The 15,036-nt window shown below is 68.1% G+C and carries 14 protein-coding genes and 2 pseudogenes; 7 read left to right on the top strand and 9 right to left on the bottom strand.

The features are described 5' to 3' along the window. Positions 1–176: 176 nt before the first annotated feature. The 4 genes from E1286_RS07480 to E1286_RS07470 form a co-directional block, all read right to left on the bottom strand. On the bottom strand, positions 177–680 hold the full coding sequence (locus tag E1286_RS07480; RefSeq protein ID WP_132610082.1) for a hypothetical protein: 504 nt from the start codon (positions 678–680) through the stop codon (positions 177–179). 129 nt (positions 681–809) lie between these two features. Beyond that, positions 810–1,802, bottom strand: coding sequence for a cytochrome P450 (locus E1286_RS07475; RefSeq protein WP_342776166.1), 993 nt, complete (start codon positions 1,800–1,802; stop codon positions 810–812). Next, positions 1,799–2,095 carry a hypothetical protein gene (locus E1286_RS51685; protein ID WP_342776165.1) on the bottom strand — a complete coding sequence of 99 codons (297 nt, stop codon included), beginning with the start codon at positions 2,093–2,095 and terminating at the stop codon, positions 1,799–1,801. The genes E1286_RS07475 and E1286_RS51685 overlap by 4 nt, the downstream gene beginning before the upstream one ends. Positions 2,096–2,665: 570 nt before the next feature. Then, complete coding sequence (locus tag E1286_RS07470; RefSeq protein WP_132610080.1) at positions 2,666–3,262, bottom strand: TetR/AcrR family transcriptional regulator; 597 nt, start codon at positions 3,260–3,262, stop codon at positions 2,666–2,668. 117 nt (positions 3,263–3,379) lie between these two features. Between E1286_RS07470 and E1286_RS07465 the strand changes: the two genes are divergently transcribed. Together E1286_RS07465 and E1286_RS07460 are read left to right on the top strand one after the other, a co-directional pair. After that, positions 3,380–4,210 (top strand): SDR family NAD(P)-dependent oxidoreductase, encoded by an 831-nt coding sequence (locus E1286_RS07465; RefSeq protein WP_132610078.1) that lies wholly within the window; start codon positions 3,380–3,382, stop codon positions 4,208–4,210. A gap of 98 nt (positions 4,211–4,308) precedes the next feature. Then, entirely contained in the window at positions 4,309–5,202 is an 894-nt protein-coding gene (locus E1286_RS07460; protein ID WP_132610076.1) for an SDR family NAD(P)-dependent oxidoreductase, read from the top strand. 259 nt (positions 5,203–5,461) lie between these two features. Here the strand turns inward: E1286_RS07460 and E1286_RS49990 are convergent, their stop codons facing one another. Then, positions 5,462–5,788 carry a Tn3 family transposase gene (locus tag E1286_RS49990; RefSeq protein ID WP_132610074.1) on the bottom strand — a complete coding sequence of 109 codons (327 nt, stop codon included), beginning with the start codon at positions 5,786–5,788 and terminating at the stop codon, positions 5,462–5,464. Between the two features lie 101 nt (positions 5,789–5,889). Next, positions 5,890–6,075, bottom strand: a pseudogene (locus E1286_RS51940) (hypothetical protein); the annotation flags it as partial. Between the two features lie 272 nt (positions 6,076–6,347). Here E1286_RS51940 and E1286_RS07445 point away from each other — a divergent pair. Continuing rightward, entirely contained in the window at positions 6,348–7,421 is a 1,074-nt protein-coding gene (locus tag E1286_RS07445; protein WP_132610070.1) for a protein kinase family protein, read from the top strand. A gap of 151 nt (positions 7,422–7,572) precedes the next feature. Here the strand turns inward: E1286_RS07445 and E1286_RS07440 are convergent, their stop codons facing one another. Further along, complete coding sequence (locus E1286_RS07440) at positions 7,573–8,730, bottom strand: erythromycin esterase family protein (RefSeq protein ID WP_132610068.1); 1,158 nt, start codon at positions 8,728–8,730, stop codon at positions 7,573–7,575. Positions 8,731–8,820: 90 nt separating this feature from the next. Between E1286_RS07440 and E1286_RS07435 the strand changes: the two genes are divergently transcribed. Beyond that, on the top strand, positions 8,821–9,540 hold the full coding sequence (locus E1286_RS07435) for a TioE family transcriptional regulator (RefSeq protein ID WP_132610066.1): 720 nt from the start codon (positions 8,821–8,823) through the stop codon (positions 9,538–9,540). Here the strand turns inward: E1286_RS07435 and E1286_RS07430 are convergent. After that, positions 9,521–10,114 carry a TetR/AcrR family transcriptional regulator gene (locus E1286_RS07430; protein ID WP_132610064.1) on the bottom strand — a complete coding sequence of 198 codons (594 nt, stop codon included), beginning with the start codon at positions 10,112–10,114 and terminating at the stop codon, positions 9,521–9,523. The two genes, E1286_RS07435 and E1286_RS07430, sit on opposite strands and share 20 nt — an antisense overlap. A 102-nt stretch (positions 10,115–10,216) precedes the next feature. Here E1286_RS07430 and E1286_RS07425 point away from each other — a divergent pair, with 102 nt between their 5' ends. Together E1286_RS07425 and E1286_RS07420 are read left to right on the top strand one after the other, a co-directional pair. Continuing rightward, positions 10,217–10,903, top strand: coding sequence for an NADPH-dependent F420 reductase (locus E1286_RS07425; protein WP_342776167.1), 687 nt, complete (start codon positions 10,217–10,219; stop codon positions 10,901–10,903). Between the two features lie 91 nt (positions 10,904–10,994). After that, positions 10,995–11,747 carry an SDR family NAD(P)-dependent oxidoreductase gene (locus tag E1286_RS07420; RefSeq protein ID WP_132610060.1) on the top strand — a complete coding sequence of 251 codons (753 nt, stop codon included), beginning with the start codon at positions 10,995–10,997 and terminating at the stop codon, positions 11,745–11,747. A 98-nt stretch (positions 11,748–11,845) separates the two neighbouring features. On the opposite strand, the gene E1286_RS07415 is transcribed toward E1286_RS07420, so the two are convergent. After that, positions 11,846–12,517: a nucleoside/nucleotide kinase family protein gene (locus E1286_RS07415; protein WP_132610058.1), complete on the bottom strand. Its 672-nt coding sequence runs from the start codon at positions 12,515–12,517 to the stop codon at positions 11,846–11,848. A gap of 191 nt (positions 12,518–12,708) precedes the next feature. On the opposite strand from E1286_RS07415, the pseudogene E1286_RS07405 reads away from it, so the two are divergent. Beyond that, positions 12,709–14,616, top strand: a pseudogene (locus E1286_RS07405) (CocE/NonD family hydrolase). The last annotated feature ends 420 nt before the right edge of the window (positions 14,617–15,036 follow it).

The raw sequence follows: 15,036 nt of genomic DNA, 5'->3' as shown, positions 1-15,036 counted from the left end.
AGCGCGACATATGGGTGATCAGCGGCCGGCCCGCACGCGGCAGCGGTGTCACGGCAGACCTCCTCGGCGTCCGCCGGAGTGCCGCCACCCTCCGCGGGAAGCTCGCGGCGGCCGAGCAGGGTGCGGTACAACCGCTTCAGGACCAGGACGCTTGACATGATTCCCTAATGTACGTACTAGTGAGTTAGGTGGCTAGACGCGGCCTCCTGCAGCGCGAAGCGGGGTGGCCAGGTCCTCGTGGGCGGCGCGTTCCCGCTTGGCCGCCTCGGTGGCTCGGTCGGCGCGGCGAGCGCGGCGATCTCGGCCTGGTGTGACCTGAGCAGCGTGTCGCGTTCGGCTGCCTGCTCGGCGCGTTCGAGTGCCCGGCGGGCGTCGGCTTCGCCCTGCTCGGCGCGGGCCTGCGCCAGTTGGGCGGTCTGGATGTCGCGGGCGGCCTGCTCCTGGGTGCGGATCGTGTCGGCGGCCGCCGCCTTGGTCTGCTCGGCTTCGGCGCGGGCGGCCGCGACGTCAGCCTGGGCGCGCTGGACGTCGGCGGCCGAGGTCTCCCGGACCTGGTCGGCCTCGTCGCGGGCCTGCTCGATGGCGGCGTCGGCGCGCTGCTGGGCGGCATGCACCTGCTCGGCCGCGTCCGGCGCCGCCTGGTCGACGCGTTCGTCGGCGATCCGCTGTGCTTCGGCCACGCGGGCGTCCGCGTCGCGGCGGGCGTCGGTTGCGGCCTGGTCGGCGAGGTCAGCGGCGCGGTCGCCACCGCGGAACCGGCATCGTCACCCGGAAGATGATCCGGCGGCCGCTGGATGCGACCGGGACGGCTATGAGCCGGTGGTGCGGGTCGATGTGGGGGTGAACTCGCAGGGCAGGCGTTTGATGCCGTTGATGAAGTTGGACTGGAGCCGATCCGGTTCGCCTGCCGCGCGGATGTCGGGGAGCTTGCGGAACAGCTCCCTGAACATGACGGTGATCTCGCGCCGGGCCAGGTGGGCGCCGAGGCAGAAGTGGGGACCGGCGGCGCCGAACCCGACGTGCGGGTTGGGATCGCGGGTGATGTCGAAGCGGTGCGGGTCGTCGAACACCGTCTCGTCCCGGTTGGCCGACCAGTAGACCATGACCACCTTGTCGTGTTCCTTGAAACGCTGCCCGGCGGCCGTCTCGTAGTCCTGGGTCAGCGAACGCCGCATGTAGATCACCGGGGAGGCGACCCGGACGATCTCCTCGACCGCGCCGGGGGCGTACCGTTCGAAGTCGGACTGCCACAGGGCTTTCTGATCGGGGTGCTCGGTGAGCAGCTTCAGCCCGTGGGAGATGGCGTTGCGCGTGGTCTCGTTGCCGGCGATGACGAGCAGGACGAAGAACGACGCCAGCTCCTGCCAGGTCAGCTTCTCCCCGTCGATGTTGGCGTTGACGAGCGCGGAGGTCAGGTCGTCGGTCGGACGGGCGGCGCGCGACCGGGCGAGCTCCTGGACGAGGGCGGCCAGCTCGTTCGCGGCGTGCAGCATCGTCGCGCCGGAGGCGCCGGGCTCCGCCGCGTACTCGGGGTCCTCGGCGCCGAGGATCCTGTTGGTGCGCTCGAAGACGAACCCCTGGTCCTTGTCGTCGATGCCCATGAGATCGCAGATGATCTTCAAGGGTAGTCGGGCCGCGATCTCGGCGACGAAGTCGCAGGAGCCGCGGTCGGCGACGGCATCGACGATGCCGGCGGCGGTCAGTTCCACGTCATCGGTGAACCGCTGGATCATCCGCGGGGTGAAGGCGCGGGAGACGATCCGCCGGTGCCGGGCGTGCCGCGGGTCGTCCATCTCGATCATCGAGTCGAAGACCTCGAAGAACTCTCCGGCTTGTCAGCGATCCTGATCCCCGACGCCGAGGAGAAGACCTTCGGCCGGCGGCTGACCTCCAGCACGTCGGCATGCCGGGTCAGCAGGTAGTAGCCGCCGCCTCCCGGCCCGGCCCCCAAGTTCTCCGTCACCGCGTAGAAAGGCGCCGAGCGCTGCCGGCGCAGCAAGGCGAACGCCGCCTCGCGGTCCCGCAACGGACGCGCCCAGAACCCCGGGTCGGAGAAGTCGATGTCGTCCGGACCTAACGGTTGCTCCGCCGCCATTGCCGCACCCCCAGTGAGCTCGCCCGTCCGCTCCATCCTCGCTCGGCGAGTGCGGCTGTCAAGGCTCGAACGTACGGCTCCGGCGCCCGCGCCAGGTCGGGCGCTACCGGATCGGTGGCGGGCTCGGCACGGGAGGGAGGGGGCAGGTCTACTGGGGATGGCGCCGGCCGGCAGGGCCGTCGTGAGCAACCTGGTGCGGCCCGACCTGGGCCACGACGCCGAGTTCCGGCAGCGTTCCGCGCACGAGGTCAGGCCACGGGCCGAGTCGGCGTCCACACGGCGCCCGGATGGCACGCCGGGCTATTCCGTTCCGTCAATCGTCACGGTGACGAAACGAAATGACGTAACGGAATGACGAAATCGCGCCGGCGCGCACCGCGAAGCTGTCTTGCCGCTCGTGACAAGAGGCGTGGCACCCATCGCCAGGGGTCGTTCATCGAGCCGAAATCCACTCCGATCCGCCAGTCCGGAGGCCAAGTGGGAGAGATGGAGTCGGGGAGATCATTTCTCAAACAGGTGCTGTCGTCCGACAGCAATGTCGTCCAACGCCGATCTGTCGGCACGTTCGCTCTATGAAGAGCGCTGGCCTCGGTGGTCCGGCCTGGCCCGTAGGCCGTCGAGGATGAGCGCGAGGTAGCGGCGCCACGGTTGGACGGCACCGGCGGACGGCAGATCCATCACGGAGTCGATCATCGTAACGATGGGCGCGATGTCGCCCACCGTGATGTCGTCGCGCACCGTGCCCTGTTCCTTAGCGCGGGCGATGAGGCAGCCGCAGCACTCCACGATGCCTTCCCGGGTGCGCGCGATCTGCTTGCTCTCGCCCGTACCCCGCCGTATAAGTTCGCGGAGCCCGCGATCGGTCGCGGCTTGTTCCAAAGCATGTTCGAGGAAGGCTCTCAGGGCTTCGTAGGCGTCCTGCCCTGCCAGTGCGGCCTGTGCCGTGGCACGGATGTCATCGAGCTTGCCAGCGTAGATGGCCTCGGCGAGGGCCTCTTTGTTGGGAAACCGTCGGTAGACGGTGCCGACGCCGAGTCCCGCGTGGTGGGCAACGTCGTTGAGCGTGGCTTGCAGCCCGCGCGCGGCGAACACTTCCTGTGCCGCCGCCAGCGTGCGCTGCCGGTTGTGCTCGGCGTCGCGGCGCAGTACCGGTGTCTCTTCGCTCATGGCATCCCGTCCGTCCGGATATCTGGATACATCATATCCACTTCGTGCTAGGCTGCCCCGACATAAGCGGATATGTCATATCCACTTCGGTGGGTATGCGGGGAGAGCAGGTGAAACATGCAGACCGTGGTCATCACCGGAGGCACCGATGGGCTCGGCAAAGGGCTGGCCCTCCACTACCTCCACCAAGGCGCTCACGTCATCGCCGTCGGCAGCACCGCAGAAAAGGGACAGGCCTTGCTCGCCGAAGCCAAAGCCCTGCCGACCGGACGGGCCAGCTTCGTGCGCGCCGATCTCACCTCGGTGGCCGCCTCCCGGGAACTCGTCGAACGGCTCGCCGAGGATCAACCGGTCGTGGACAAGCTGGTCCTCTGCGCCCAGCGATACCGGCTCTTCGGCGACCGCGTGACCACCCACGAGGGCTTTGAGCACAGCTTCGCGCTCGCCTACCTCAGCCGTTTCGTGCTGAGCCACGGGCTCCACGACGCGCTGCGGACCGCCCGCCGTCCGGTCATCATGAACGTAGGCACGCCCGGTGTGCCGCTGGGCCGCATCCACTGGGATGACCTGCAGCTGACACGTACCTACAGCGGGACCAAAGCCATCCTGCAGTCCTTCCGGGCCAACGACCTCCTCGGAGTCGCCTTCGGCGTTCTGCATGCCGACAGCGGCGTCTCCTACATCGGCTACAACCCCGGCGTGGTCTCCACCGGCATGCCCGCGAGCCTGCCACAACCACTACGTGCGACGACCAAGACGCTCTTCACCCTGTTCGCCGCATCGGTACCGAGGGCGATAGCACCCATGACCGCGCTCCTGGACGACCCGCCGGCCGAGCCCTTCACCGCCCACTGGCAGAAGCGCCGACTGCCACTGGACGGCCGCGCATTCGACCGGCATGACGCACTACGCCTCCATGACCTCACGCGAGAACTGATCTCGCGCTGACGGCCATGTCCATGCCCTGTTTCCGATGCTCCACCCAACCGACCTGGACGACAGCGTCCCGACCAAACCTGGAGAACGCACAGATGACACTCAGCGACATGACGGGCAAGACCGCCCTGATCACCGGCAGCACCGCGGGGATCGGCATGGAGACAGCCCGCGGCCTGGCCAAACTGGGAGCCTCCGTCATCCTGGTAGGAATCGATCACACCCAAGCGCAGCAAGCCGCGCAGGACATCCGCACCAGCGCCGGGCACGATCGGGTGAGCGCCTTCGCCGCCGACCTCACCAGCCTCCACGGGCTGCTCCAGCTCGGATCCCAGATCGCCGAGCGCTACAACGCGCTGGACGTCTTGGTCAACAATGTCGGCATGAACCGGCCACGCCGGGAGTTGACCGCCGACGGTGTGGAGAAGATGTTCGCCGCACACGTTCTCACGCCATTCACCCTCACTCACCTGCTCTTGCCGCAACTGAAGAGCGCCGGTCACGCCCGAGTCGTCAACCTGACGGGCGGCATTCCCGGCGGCCCCATCGAGCACGACAACCTGCTGGGCGAGCGCCGCTTCATCGGGTGGACGTTCAGCCACTACAACCACACCAAGACCATGACGATGGCGCTGACAGCCCGGCTCGCCCGGGAACTGCAGGGCACGGGGGTGACGGCCAATGTGGTCTACCCCGGGCACGGCTACACGCCAATGAACCGATCGACCCCGATCACTGCTTTCCCGAAGCTCTACCGGCCTGTCGCGCCCCTGGTTCTGAAGGTCGTCGCTCCGCTTTTCTTGTCGGATCTGACCCGTTCGGCTCGCTCCAGCGTCTATCTGGCCGCGACCCCAGAGGTGGAGGGCCTTACCGGTGCCTACTTCGACGACAAGTGCCGCCGCAAGCCTTTGCCAGCCAGCGCTCTCGATGAACGCAACCAAAGCGCCGTGTGGAATCTCTGCGTCCGACTGAGCACCGACGCGCTCACAAGCACCCAAGCTTGATCAAAGCTCCTGCGGTCACCGCCGCCATGGGGCCTGTCCGCTCCCTTGCGCCGCCATCGACCCCCTGGCAGCACGCCGGCGTCACCTCGACCTGCCCAGCTCCCCGAACCCTTCCCGGCAGCCTGCGGTCCGTGTCAGGCGGGCCGGCTGAGGGGGACGCCGTCCAGCTCCGGGTGGCGGCTCTTGTCCAGCTCGAAGCGCCCGTACAGGTTCAGGTGGGACCAGAACAGGGCGGTCAGCCCGCGCCGGTCGGCCGGGCTCAGCCGTTTCGCCAGGCCGGATCGCGCAGCACGATCTGGATCAGGTGCGTGTTGAGGCGGGTGATGGCGGCGGCGATCAGATGCAGTGCCAGCGCGGAGACCCCGGCGTGTTCGCGGTCGTCGCCGGTCAGGTCGCCAGCCTTGCCGTAGAACAGGTCTTTGCTGGCGGAGTTGAAGTTCTCCACCACGTTCAGCCCCTCGTTGATCTCCCGCCGCAGCTCCTCATCCACCAGATACTCGCAGACGAAGATCGTTTTGACGACGCGGCCGAGCTCTTCGATGGCCTGTAGGTGGGATGCTTGGGGCCGCCGCGGGTGAAGCGGCACAGCATCTGGTGCGACTCGGCGGTGCGCAGCCGCAGTGCGGTCGCAGTGCGGTCGCGTACTTGATCATCTGGTCGTAGTGGCGGGCGATTCACCTGGCCCGCCACGTAGTCCACCGCGGCCTTCGGCACGTCCTCCCGGCGCGGCAAACGGCCTCCCAACTCGAAGAACTTGAGCAGCAGCGCGAACCCGAGACGGGTGGCACCGCTCTTGTTCGCCAGTAACTCGCCCTCGGCCTCATCCAGTGTCCGGCACTCGATGAGGTCCTCCAGCTCCCACTCTCTGCGCATCGGCAGGGGCCCCTTCTCCCCCGATCGTGCTGAAGATTCGCAAGCACCCTGCTCCGCACAGATGTCGCTACGGCCCGGTACCGCTCATCCGTGGCCACTACGTGGCGACCCTGAAGTGTTACAGAGAGTTACTTTGGGGCTGGTCGCACGTACCCGAGTGGCGGGCCGTCATCGCCGCGCAATGAACCCGGACGGAGACGGGTGTAGCGTCTCACACGCGAAGTTGATCAGAGGGGTGCCCGCCATTGGAACCGCAAGACACACCGTTGGACATGTCGCAAGGTGAGCGTGTCAGCAGATACAGCGAGGTCGCCGGCGCGTTGGCGTTGCACAGCGACCGGCAGCTCGGCGAGGCGCTGGAGCAGGCGCAGACCCTGGGCTCGGGGATCGGTGGCACCTCGGTGCTGTTGGACATCGATGGCGTGCCGGTCTTCGCCAAGCGCATCCCACTGACCGACCTGGAGCGCCGCCCGGGCAACGTGATGTCCACCGCGAACCTGTTCGGGCTGCCTCCGTTCTGCCAGTACGGAATCGCCGCCATCGGCACGCCGGGCTTCGGTGCCTGGCGCGAACTCGCGGCCGGCGTCATGACGACCAACTGGGTCCTGGCCGGGCGCAGTGCGGCCTTCCCGCTGCTGTATCACTGGCGGGTGCTGCCGGGAGCGCCGCCACCCACCGATGAGCACGCCGACGTCGAGGCGGCCGTGCGGTACTGGGATGGATCACCAGCCGTACGGGATCGTCTCCACGCCCTTGCCCGCGCCTCGGCCGGCATCGTGCTGTTTCAGGAGTTCATCCCCCACAACCTCGACAACTGGCTCGCCGCTCAGCGCAGCGCCGGCCAGGACGCTGCGGTAGCGGCGAGCGCCATGGTCGAGTCGTGCCTGCTCACCGACGTGGCCTTCATGAACGGCCAGGAGTTGGTGCACTTCGACGGCCACTTCGGCAACATCCTCACCGACGGTGAACGCCTGTACATCGCCGATCTCGGGCTGGCGACCTCCTCCCGGTTCGACCTGTCCGAGCAGGAGATCGCATTCCTGAAACGCAACCGGACCCACGACATGGGGTACGCGCTGATGCGGCTGGTCAACTGGCTGGTCGTCAACGTCTGCGGGGTGACGGTGCCGCCGAACGGCATCCCGGGACAACGTAACGACTACGTCCGCGCGTGCGCGGACGGCGCGGACCCCGCCGGTGCCCCGCCGGCTGTCGCCGCGGTGATCCGCCGGTACGCACCCGTGGCGGCGGCCATGAACGACTTCTACTGGGACCTGTACGGCACCAGCAGGACGACACCGTATCCGAACGAGAAGATCGAACGTGCCCTGAGCGCAATGCGCTGACCCCATCAGACCCGGCACGCACACCAAGCCGGCATGCCGCACGCCAAGACCCCGGCGACGTGATGTCGCCGGGGTCTTCTCGCGTGGGGTTCAGCCGTTCACGATCGCTTTCGGCCGCCTCGCGGGCCGGTGTCAGAAGAGCCCGACACCGTCAATCCAGCCTGACGACCTGCTTGAGGAAGACGACGCCGTCGATCATGCCGAGCTGAGCCGGGTCCAGCGGAAAATAGCGGAAATCGTGGGAGACGCGCAGGACGGGCTCCGTGACGGCCTCGGCCAGGCGGCGGGCGTCGACGAGCGAGTGGTCCCACGGGAGCGTGGACAGGACGCCCTCGACGGTGTCCGAGGGCGGGGTGTCGTCGCCGACCGTGCCGAGGGCCGAGGCCAGGAAGGCGTACCCGTCGCCCAGGTGCGTCCCGGTGATCGCCCCGCCGCCCCACCACTCCATCAGCTGGTCGCCGAACGGCATGAGGCTCTTGTTCCGCTGCAGGTGGATGTTGTGGCCGAAGACCAGGGCCGGGCCCTGTTCGGCGACGGCGCGCAGGTTGGCGGCCATCATCGCGTCCCGCAGGGCCGACAGCCGGGGCCACCGTGCCGGGGACGCGTCGGCCATCCAGTAGTGGTAGCGGAGCAGGCCGGTGGCGGTGCGCCCGTACAGTGCCGCCCGCTCCCTGTCCTGCGCGCTCAGCCGCGGCGCCTGCGTGTCGAGCAGCGCCACCAGGTCGTCGGCGATCAGTCGCAGCCGCTGCGCCTCGGCGGACTGGCCGATCGACTGCGACGGATCCATGGCCGCCGCCTCGTTCGCCCATCTGTCGTCCGGGCCCAGCAGCGTGTCGAGGGTCTCCCTGGTCCAGGACAGCGGGCCGTCGAGGAGGGCGTACAGGCCGGTGAGCGCCTGGCGCGGGCTGTGGGCCCAATACTCCAGCGGGCCGTCGAACCCGAAGAAGCGCAGCTTCTCGTCATGTTCCTCGTTGTACGCCCGCATCCAGCGCACGAGCTCGCGATTGGCCGGGGACGCGCCGAAGTTGTGGCTGAAGCCGCGTTCCATGACGTCGTCGAGCGTGCCCGCGCCCGTCGCGATGTAGTCGTCGACCACGAGGCCCATGAGACAGTCGCTCTCGATGGCGAACGACCGGTAGCCCTCGTGCTCGACCAGATGCCGGAAGATCTCGTTGCGCAACTCGCCCAGCTCCCCCACGAAGTGCCTGGCCTCGCCCAGGCCGAGCAGCAGGGGCTTGGCGGGAAGCGACCGCAGGAACGCCGAGACGCCCGCGCCATCGAGTGGACGGGCCATGTCCTTGATGTCCATGCCTTCAACGGTATCGTTGAACTTTCGGTGTAAACTTTCCGGGAAAACTCCCGTTTCGACCGCGACAAACCTTCAATCGGTGATGCATCCATGAGGCCAGTTGATCTGGCGCGCGAGCACGGCCTGTCCACCCAGGCGGTCAGGAACTACGAGGACGCCGGCATCCTGCCCGCCGCCGAACGCACCGTTCACGGCTATCGCACCTACACGCCGCTGCACGCACAAGCGCTGCGCGCGTTCCTCGCCCTCGTGCCCGGGCACGGCCACCAGACGGCCACGTCGATCATGCAGGCGGTCAACCGGGGTGACACCGAGGACGCGCTGCGGCTCATCGACGAGAGCCACGGCCAACTCCTCGACGACCGTCGCACCCTCCAGGCCGTCGAGGCAGCGCTGCGCGACCTGGCGCCCGTGCCGCAGGAGCGCGGCGACACGTTCATCGGCCCGCTGGCCAGGAGGCTCGGCATCCGCCCCGCCACCCTGCGCAAATGGGAGAACGCCGGGCTGATCCGGCCGCGCCGCGACCCGCAGACGGGCTACCGCGTCTACAGCGCCGCCGACGTACGCGACGTCCGGCTGGCCCACCAGCTCAGGCGGGGCGGCTACCTGCTGGAGCAGATCGCCCCGCTGATCGCCCAGGTCCGCTCCGCCGGAGGCGTCGCCCCGCTGGAGTCGACCCTGCGCGACTGGCAGGCCCGCCTGTCCGCCCGAGGCCGCGCCATGCTCCAGGGCGCCGCCGACCTGGAGGCGTACCTCCGCGCCCGCGAAACCCGCCATCCCACCGGTGCGCTCAGCCGCGTCCCGACGTAAGCGCGAGCAGGGCCGTGTCCACGGCGGCGACGAGCCGGCGTGGGTCGGAGTCGGCCTTGACGACCACCTGCAGTCCTTCGAGGAGCATGGTGAGCATGGCGGCGGCGGCGGGGAGGTCGAGCTCCGGGGAGATCTCTCCCTGCCGGGCGGCGGCTCGCAGTCCTTGCAGGAAGCCGTCCTCCACGGCGGACAGGACGCCGCGCACGCTACGGGCGACCTCTTCGTCTCCGGGGAGCAGTTCGCCGGCGGTGTTGGCGATCAGGCAGCCGCGGGGCTGGTCCTGCCGCACGGCCAGGTCGATCCAGCCGATCAGCACGGCCCGGATCCGCGGCAGGACCGGGCCTCCCTCCAGCAGCGTGGGAGCGAGACCGGCAGCCAGACGCTCGTGGTAGTGGGCGAGTGCGCGCAGGAAGAGCGCGCGCTTGTCGCCGAAGGTGCGGTAGAGCGTGCCCGGATGTACGCCGAGCGCCGACGTCAGGTCGGTGACCGACGTCGTCTCATAGCCCCGCGTCCAGAACAGCTCCATGGCGCGGTCGATGACATCTTGCTCGTCGAAGGTTCGCGGTCGGGCCATGACCCGACGATACCCCAATTTGAACGCTCGCTCCCAAACCTGTACTGTCCCATTTGAGAACGAACGCTCTCAAATCCTGGTGGGAGAGCGTTCGATCACCTACTGGCCCGCACTGACGGCGCGGCGGCAGCCGCGGAAACGTCTGGCGATTCGCCGATTCAGCGTCAACCACCTGAGGAGCACGCTCATATGAGCATCGGAATCATCGGCGCCGGCGCCATCGGTTCGGCGATAGCCGAGATCCTGTCCCGAGCCGGCATCGACGTCACCATCTCCAACAGCCGCGGGCCGGACACGCTCGCCGATCTCGCGAAGCGTCTGGGACCCCACGTCCACACGGGCACCCGGGAACAGGCAGCCGGGCAGGACCTCGTGTTCGTCGCGGTGAACTGGTCCCAACTGCCGGGCGCCATGGCGGGCCTGCCCGACTGGAACGACCGGATCGTCATCGACACGAACAACTCCATCGAGGCACCGTTGTTCCAGCCGTTCGAACTGCACGGCAGGACGTCGAGCGAGGTCTTCGCGGACATGGTCCCCGGCGCGCGTGTCGTGAAGGCCTTCAGCCACCTGACTCCCGACCTGCTCACCGCCGATCCCGTCGCGCGCGGCGGTCGCCGGGTCCTCTTCCTGTCGGGAGACGACCTTGAGGCGCGGCAGACGGTGCGAGCGCTGATCGACCGCCTCGGCTTCTTCAGCCTGGACCTCGGTCCGCTCGCCGTCGGATCCCGTCTCCTCCAGTTCCCCGGTGGCCCGCTCCCCGCACACCACCTGGTGAAGGTCGGCTGACCTGTGGGCCGGGCGTCCCGGTCCGTTCGCGAGACCGCCCGGCGGGCCACCCCGTGCCGAAAACCCCTAGAGGAAAGAAGGACCAAACGTCATGTCTCATCAACCCCTGGCGGGAAAGGTGGCACTGGTCACCGGCGGCTCGCGTGGCATCGGAGCGGCCACGGCCCTGCGGCTCGCCGACGACGGAGCGGATGTCGCCATCACGTACGTGTCCTCGGCCGAGCAGGCGAAGAGCGTCGTGTCGAGGATCGAGCAGCACGGCGTCCGCGGTGAGGCCTTCGCCTCGGACCAGGCCGACCCGCAACAGGCGGCGAGCCTGGTCGACAAGGTCATGGCGGCGTTCGGCCGGCTCGACATCCTCGTCAACAACGCCGGAATCTTCGTGACCGGCCCCATCGACGCGGCCGAAACCGACCTGGAGGCCATGGACCGGCAGTACGCCGTCAACGTCGCGGGAGTCGTGGCCGTCACGCGCGCCGCGGCCAAGGTGATGGGCGAGGGAGGCCGGATCGTCTCCTTGAGTTCCACGGCTGCCGACCGTGCCGTCTTCCCGAACCTCGGTGACTATTCCGCGACGAAGGCTGCCATCACCGCCTACACCCGTGCGTGGGCGCGAGACCTCGGTCGGCGGGGCATCACCGTCAACGCGGTGCAGACCAGTTCGATCAGCACCGACATGAACCCCGATGTCGGGTCGTTCGCCGATGTGCAGCGCTCGATGAACGCCCTGGGACGGTTCGGCCGGCCCGAGGAGATGGCCGCCGCCATCGCGTTCCTCGCCGGCCCCGAGGCCGGCTTCGTGACCGGTGCCACGCTGAACGTCGACGGCGGCTTCAGCGCCTGACAGGCGGTCACGTTCCCGCTGGTGTCGCAGTTCGGTGCGGCGAAGGCCACGTTGCCGAGGCGGCTCGGGTCGGCTGAGGTGCGAGACCCTCCTCGAGCTCAGCCCCGGAGTCCGAACGCTGCCATCACTCGCTCGGCCAGGTCATCCTCCGTCATCGTGGTGTCGACCTCGATGACGTCGAGTTCGAGACGTTGCGCTTCCTCATGGAGACGTTCCGTGAACAGCTGATCGCGGACGAGAAGGTTGCGCAGTGCCCTTGCTGGATCGCTGGTCTTTCGGGCGATCTCCCACAGCGAGCCTCGACTGCCGAAGGCGGCCCGGCGGAAGTCGGGCGACGGCAGGAGCCAAACGGCGTGACCAGGCATGGCGAGGAGTGGCTTCACGAGACGTGGCAACAGCCGGAACCCCTCGACGACCACACCGGGTTCCCTCGGAAGGCGGAGGAGGTCGTCGACGATCAGACCGAAGCCCTCACCCCGAAACCAGTGGAACGTCTCCAGCATGACTTCCGGAGATCGATTCACCCATCGCTCGTCCATGTCCATCGCTGCGAACTCGCTCAGGAACGGACACTCCTCGGGTGTGCTCCGGCCGGCGTGATCCGCCATCACATCGTCGGTGGCGTAGAGACGCAACCCGTGCCGAGCCGCCATGCGACGAGCGATGGTCGACTTGCCGGCGCCGCTCCCGCCACCGATCCAGTAGACGTGCCCGAGCCGGGCGCGCAGCGCGGCGGCGTTCGCAGTGTCTTCACGCTGGTCAGGTCGCATTGTCCAGATCGCACCCTTCAACTGCACGGCGTGGTGCGCCGTCCGGGTGATCAGGCACCCGGCTGCGTGATTCGTCAACCGTCGAAATCGAGGGCGCGCGTTTCCGGCAAACGACCAGTGCTCCGCAGAACAGTCATTTGTACGGTTCCTCGCATGATATCCCTGTTAGTCGCGTCATCGGCGGAACACGCATGAGCCCGGTACGCCGCAGGACGGCACTCGGCATGGGCCTGATCGCCGCCGCGTCACTGCTCGTATCACAAGGCCAGACCACGTTCGCCGCCGCCGACAGCCGGCCCGGCATCGTGGTGGAGAACGGCGTCACGCAACCGGTGTTCGGCTACGCCGACGCGATCCGCGAACACGTCTGGGTGGACGCCCCCTTCGACAGCGACCATGACGGGGTCAACGACCAGATCTCGGTGGACATCATGCGTCCACGGGCCACCGAACAGGGCCTGAAAGCACCGGTCATCATGGACGCCAGCCCGTACTACTCCACGCTCGGCCGGGGCAACGAATCCGAGCTCAAGCAGGACACCGACGGCGACGGCCTGCTCGACAAGTGGCCGCTGTTCTACGACAACTACTTCGTGCCCCGTGGATACGCCGTCGCCCTGCTGGACATGGTGGGCACCAACAACTCCACCGGCTGCCCGACCACCAACGGCACACCGGACAACCTGTCCGCCAAGGTCGCCATCGACTGGCTGAACGGCAGGGGCACCGCGCGGGACGCCGACGGCAACGTGGTCGCCTCCCCCGGCTGACACAACGGCAAGACCGGAATGATCGGCAAGTCCTACGACGGCAACCTGGCGCTCGCGACGGCGGTGACCGGGGTCGAGGGCCTCAGCACCATCGTCGACATCGCCGGCCCGTCGAACTACTACGACTACACCCGCAAGAACGGCGTCGTGACCCGTGGCAACCACTACGTGGCAAGCCTCGCGAACACCGTGACCGACCCCGACCGGCGCGAGCACTGCGCTCCGGTACGGGCCGAGATCAGCGCGGCGGACGGCGACGCCACCGGCGACTACTCGGAGTTCTGGGCGGAGCGCAACTACGTCAAGGACGCCGCGAACGTGCGGGCCAGCGTCTTCATGGTGCACGGCCTCAACGACGACAACGTACGGCCCGACCACTTCAGCCAGTTCTGGACCGAGCTCGCCAAGCACAACGTGCCGCGCAAGCTGCTGCTCGCGCAGGAAGGGCACGTCGACCCGTTCGACTTCCGCCGCACGGCATGGGTGGACACGTTGCACCGATGGTTCGACAACTGGCTGCAGGGCGTACCCAACAAGATCATGAAGGAGCCCCGGGTCGACATCGAACGGGCACCGGACGTCTTCGAGTCCTACCGCGACTGGCCGGTCCCCGGCGCGAAGAAGACCAACCTCTGGTTCCAGCCCGCCGAGGTCGCCGGCGGCCCCACCGGCCTGTCGGTGAAGCACGCCAAGGGACACCCCGCCGACCTCATCTTCCAGGACAACCCCACCCAGACCGAGACCCAGATGGTCAGCGACACCTCCAACGTCGGACCGAACCGGCTGGTGTTCCTCACCGAACCGCTCACCGAGCCGCTGCACGTCTCCGGCACCCCCGTCGTACGGCTGAACGCCTCGGCGGACCAGACCGACACCAACTTCGGCGCCGTCCTGGTCGACTACGGCCCGCAGACCAGGGTCAGCTGGGAGACCTCCGGCGAGGGCATCAGGACGCTGACCACCGAGGACTGCTGGGGCGAGAGCAGCCCGAGCGACGACGCCTGCTACAAGCAGACGGCGAAGAACATCATGACCAGCGACCGGGAGCGAATCAGCAAGGGCGTCATGGACGCGCTCAACCGGAACTCGCTCACCACTCCTGAGCCGCTCGTCCCGGGTGAGAAGTACGACTTCAACCTGCCGTTGCTGCCGGTCGACCACGTGTTCGCGCCGGGCCACCGGCTCGGTCTGATCGTGGTCGGCAGCTACCGCAGCTACTCCAGCGTCGCTGACCAGACCCGGGCGAACATCAGCGTGACGACCAAGATCAGCAACTTCCAGTTGCCGCTGGTCGGCGGGCAACAGGCCGCGCGCAGGGCCGGTCTCTGACCAGCCCTGCCGAATCGCCTCCGATCCTTCCCCAACGTCCCGGCCGGTGGTTGTTCCACCGGCCGGGACGGCCTTTTCGGCCTGCAGCACTGGGGCGAGGGGTGACCGGCCGCTGCCCGGACGGGCGGTTCTGGTGAACTCAGCCGATCCCGCCCAGACCCGTCGCACATTCGTGCGGTCACCAGGAGAACCAGGAAAACGTCCACCGTTCCCGAGCCCTTCGATCCTTGGTGTTGTTGTTGAAGTTGTACGGGCGAAGCCCGTTGCGGTACGGCTGTATTCAGCCCCGCCCTTTACATTGTAGATTTACTTGAGCGCCTCAGTCGGAGAACTTCTCACCCACGACGCCGCCGTCGACGCCCCTGCACACGCTCCGCGCGGATACTGGCTGCCCTCCCTCTCGCCACCATGGCGAGACCG

The sequence above is a fragment of the Nonomuraea terrae genome (genome assembly GCF_004348995.1).
Lineage (GTDB): Bacteria > Actinomycetota > Actinomycetes > Streptosporangiales > Streptosporangiaceae > Nonomuraea > Nonomuraea terrae.
This window is presented reverse-complemented; position numbering and strand designations above follow the sequence as displayed.

Coding starts and splice junctions, on each gene's coding strand:
- E1286_RS07420 (WP_132610060.1), top strand. CDS start 10,995: ATGTCTCATCAACCCCTGGCGGGAAAGGTGGCACTGGTCACCGGCGGC.
- E1286_RS07475 (WP_342776166.1), bottom strand. CDS start 1,802: ATGATCGAGATGGACGACCCGCGGCACGCCCGGCACCGGCGGATCGTC.
- E1286_RS07460 (WP_132610076.1), top strand. CDS start 4,309: ATGACGGGCAAGACCGCCCTGATCACCGGCAGCACCGCGGGGATCGGC.
- E1286_RS07445 (WP_132610070.1), top strand. CDS start 6,348: ATGTCGCAAGGTGAGCGTGTCAGCAGATACAGCGAGGTCGCCGGCGCG.
- E1286_RS07440 (WP_132610068.1), bottom strand. CDS start 8,730: ATGGACATCAAGGACATGGCCCGTCCACTCGATGGCGCGGGCGTCTCG.
- E1286_RS07435 (WP_132610066.1), top strand. CDS start 8,821: ATGAGGCCAGTTGATCTGGCGCGCGAGCACGGCCTGTCCACCCAGGCG.
- E1286_RS07470 (WP_132610080.1), bottom strand. CDS start 3,262: ATGAGCGAAGAGACACCGGTACTGCGCCGCGACGCCGAGCACAACCGG.
- E1286_RS07415 (WP_132610058.1), bottom strand. CDS start 12,517: ATGCGACCTGACCAGCGTGAAGACACTGCGAACGCCGCCGCGCTGCGC.
- E1286_RS51685 (WP_342776165.1), bottom strand. CDS start 2,095: ATGGCGGCGGAGCAACCGTTAGGTCCGGACGACATCGACTTCTCCGAC.
- E1286_RS07430 (WP_132610064.1), bottom strand. CDS start 10,114: ATGGCCCGACCGCGAACCTTCGACGAGCAAGATGTCATCGACCGCGCC.
- E1286_RS07465 (WP_132610078.1), top strand. CDS start 3,380: ATGCAGACCGTGGTCATCACCGGAGGCACCGATGGGCTCGGCAAAGGG.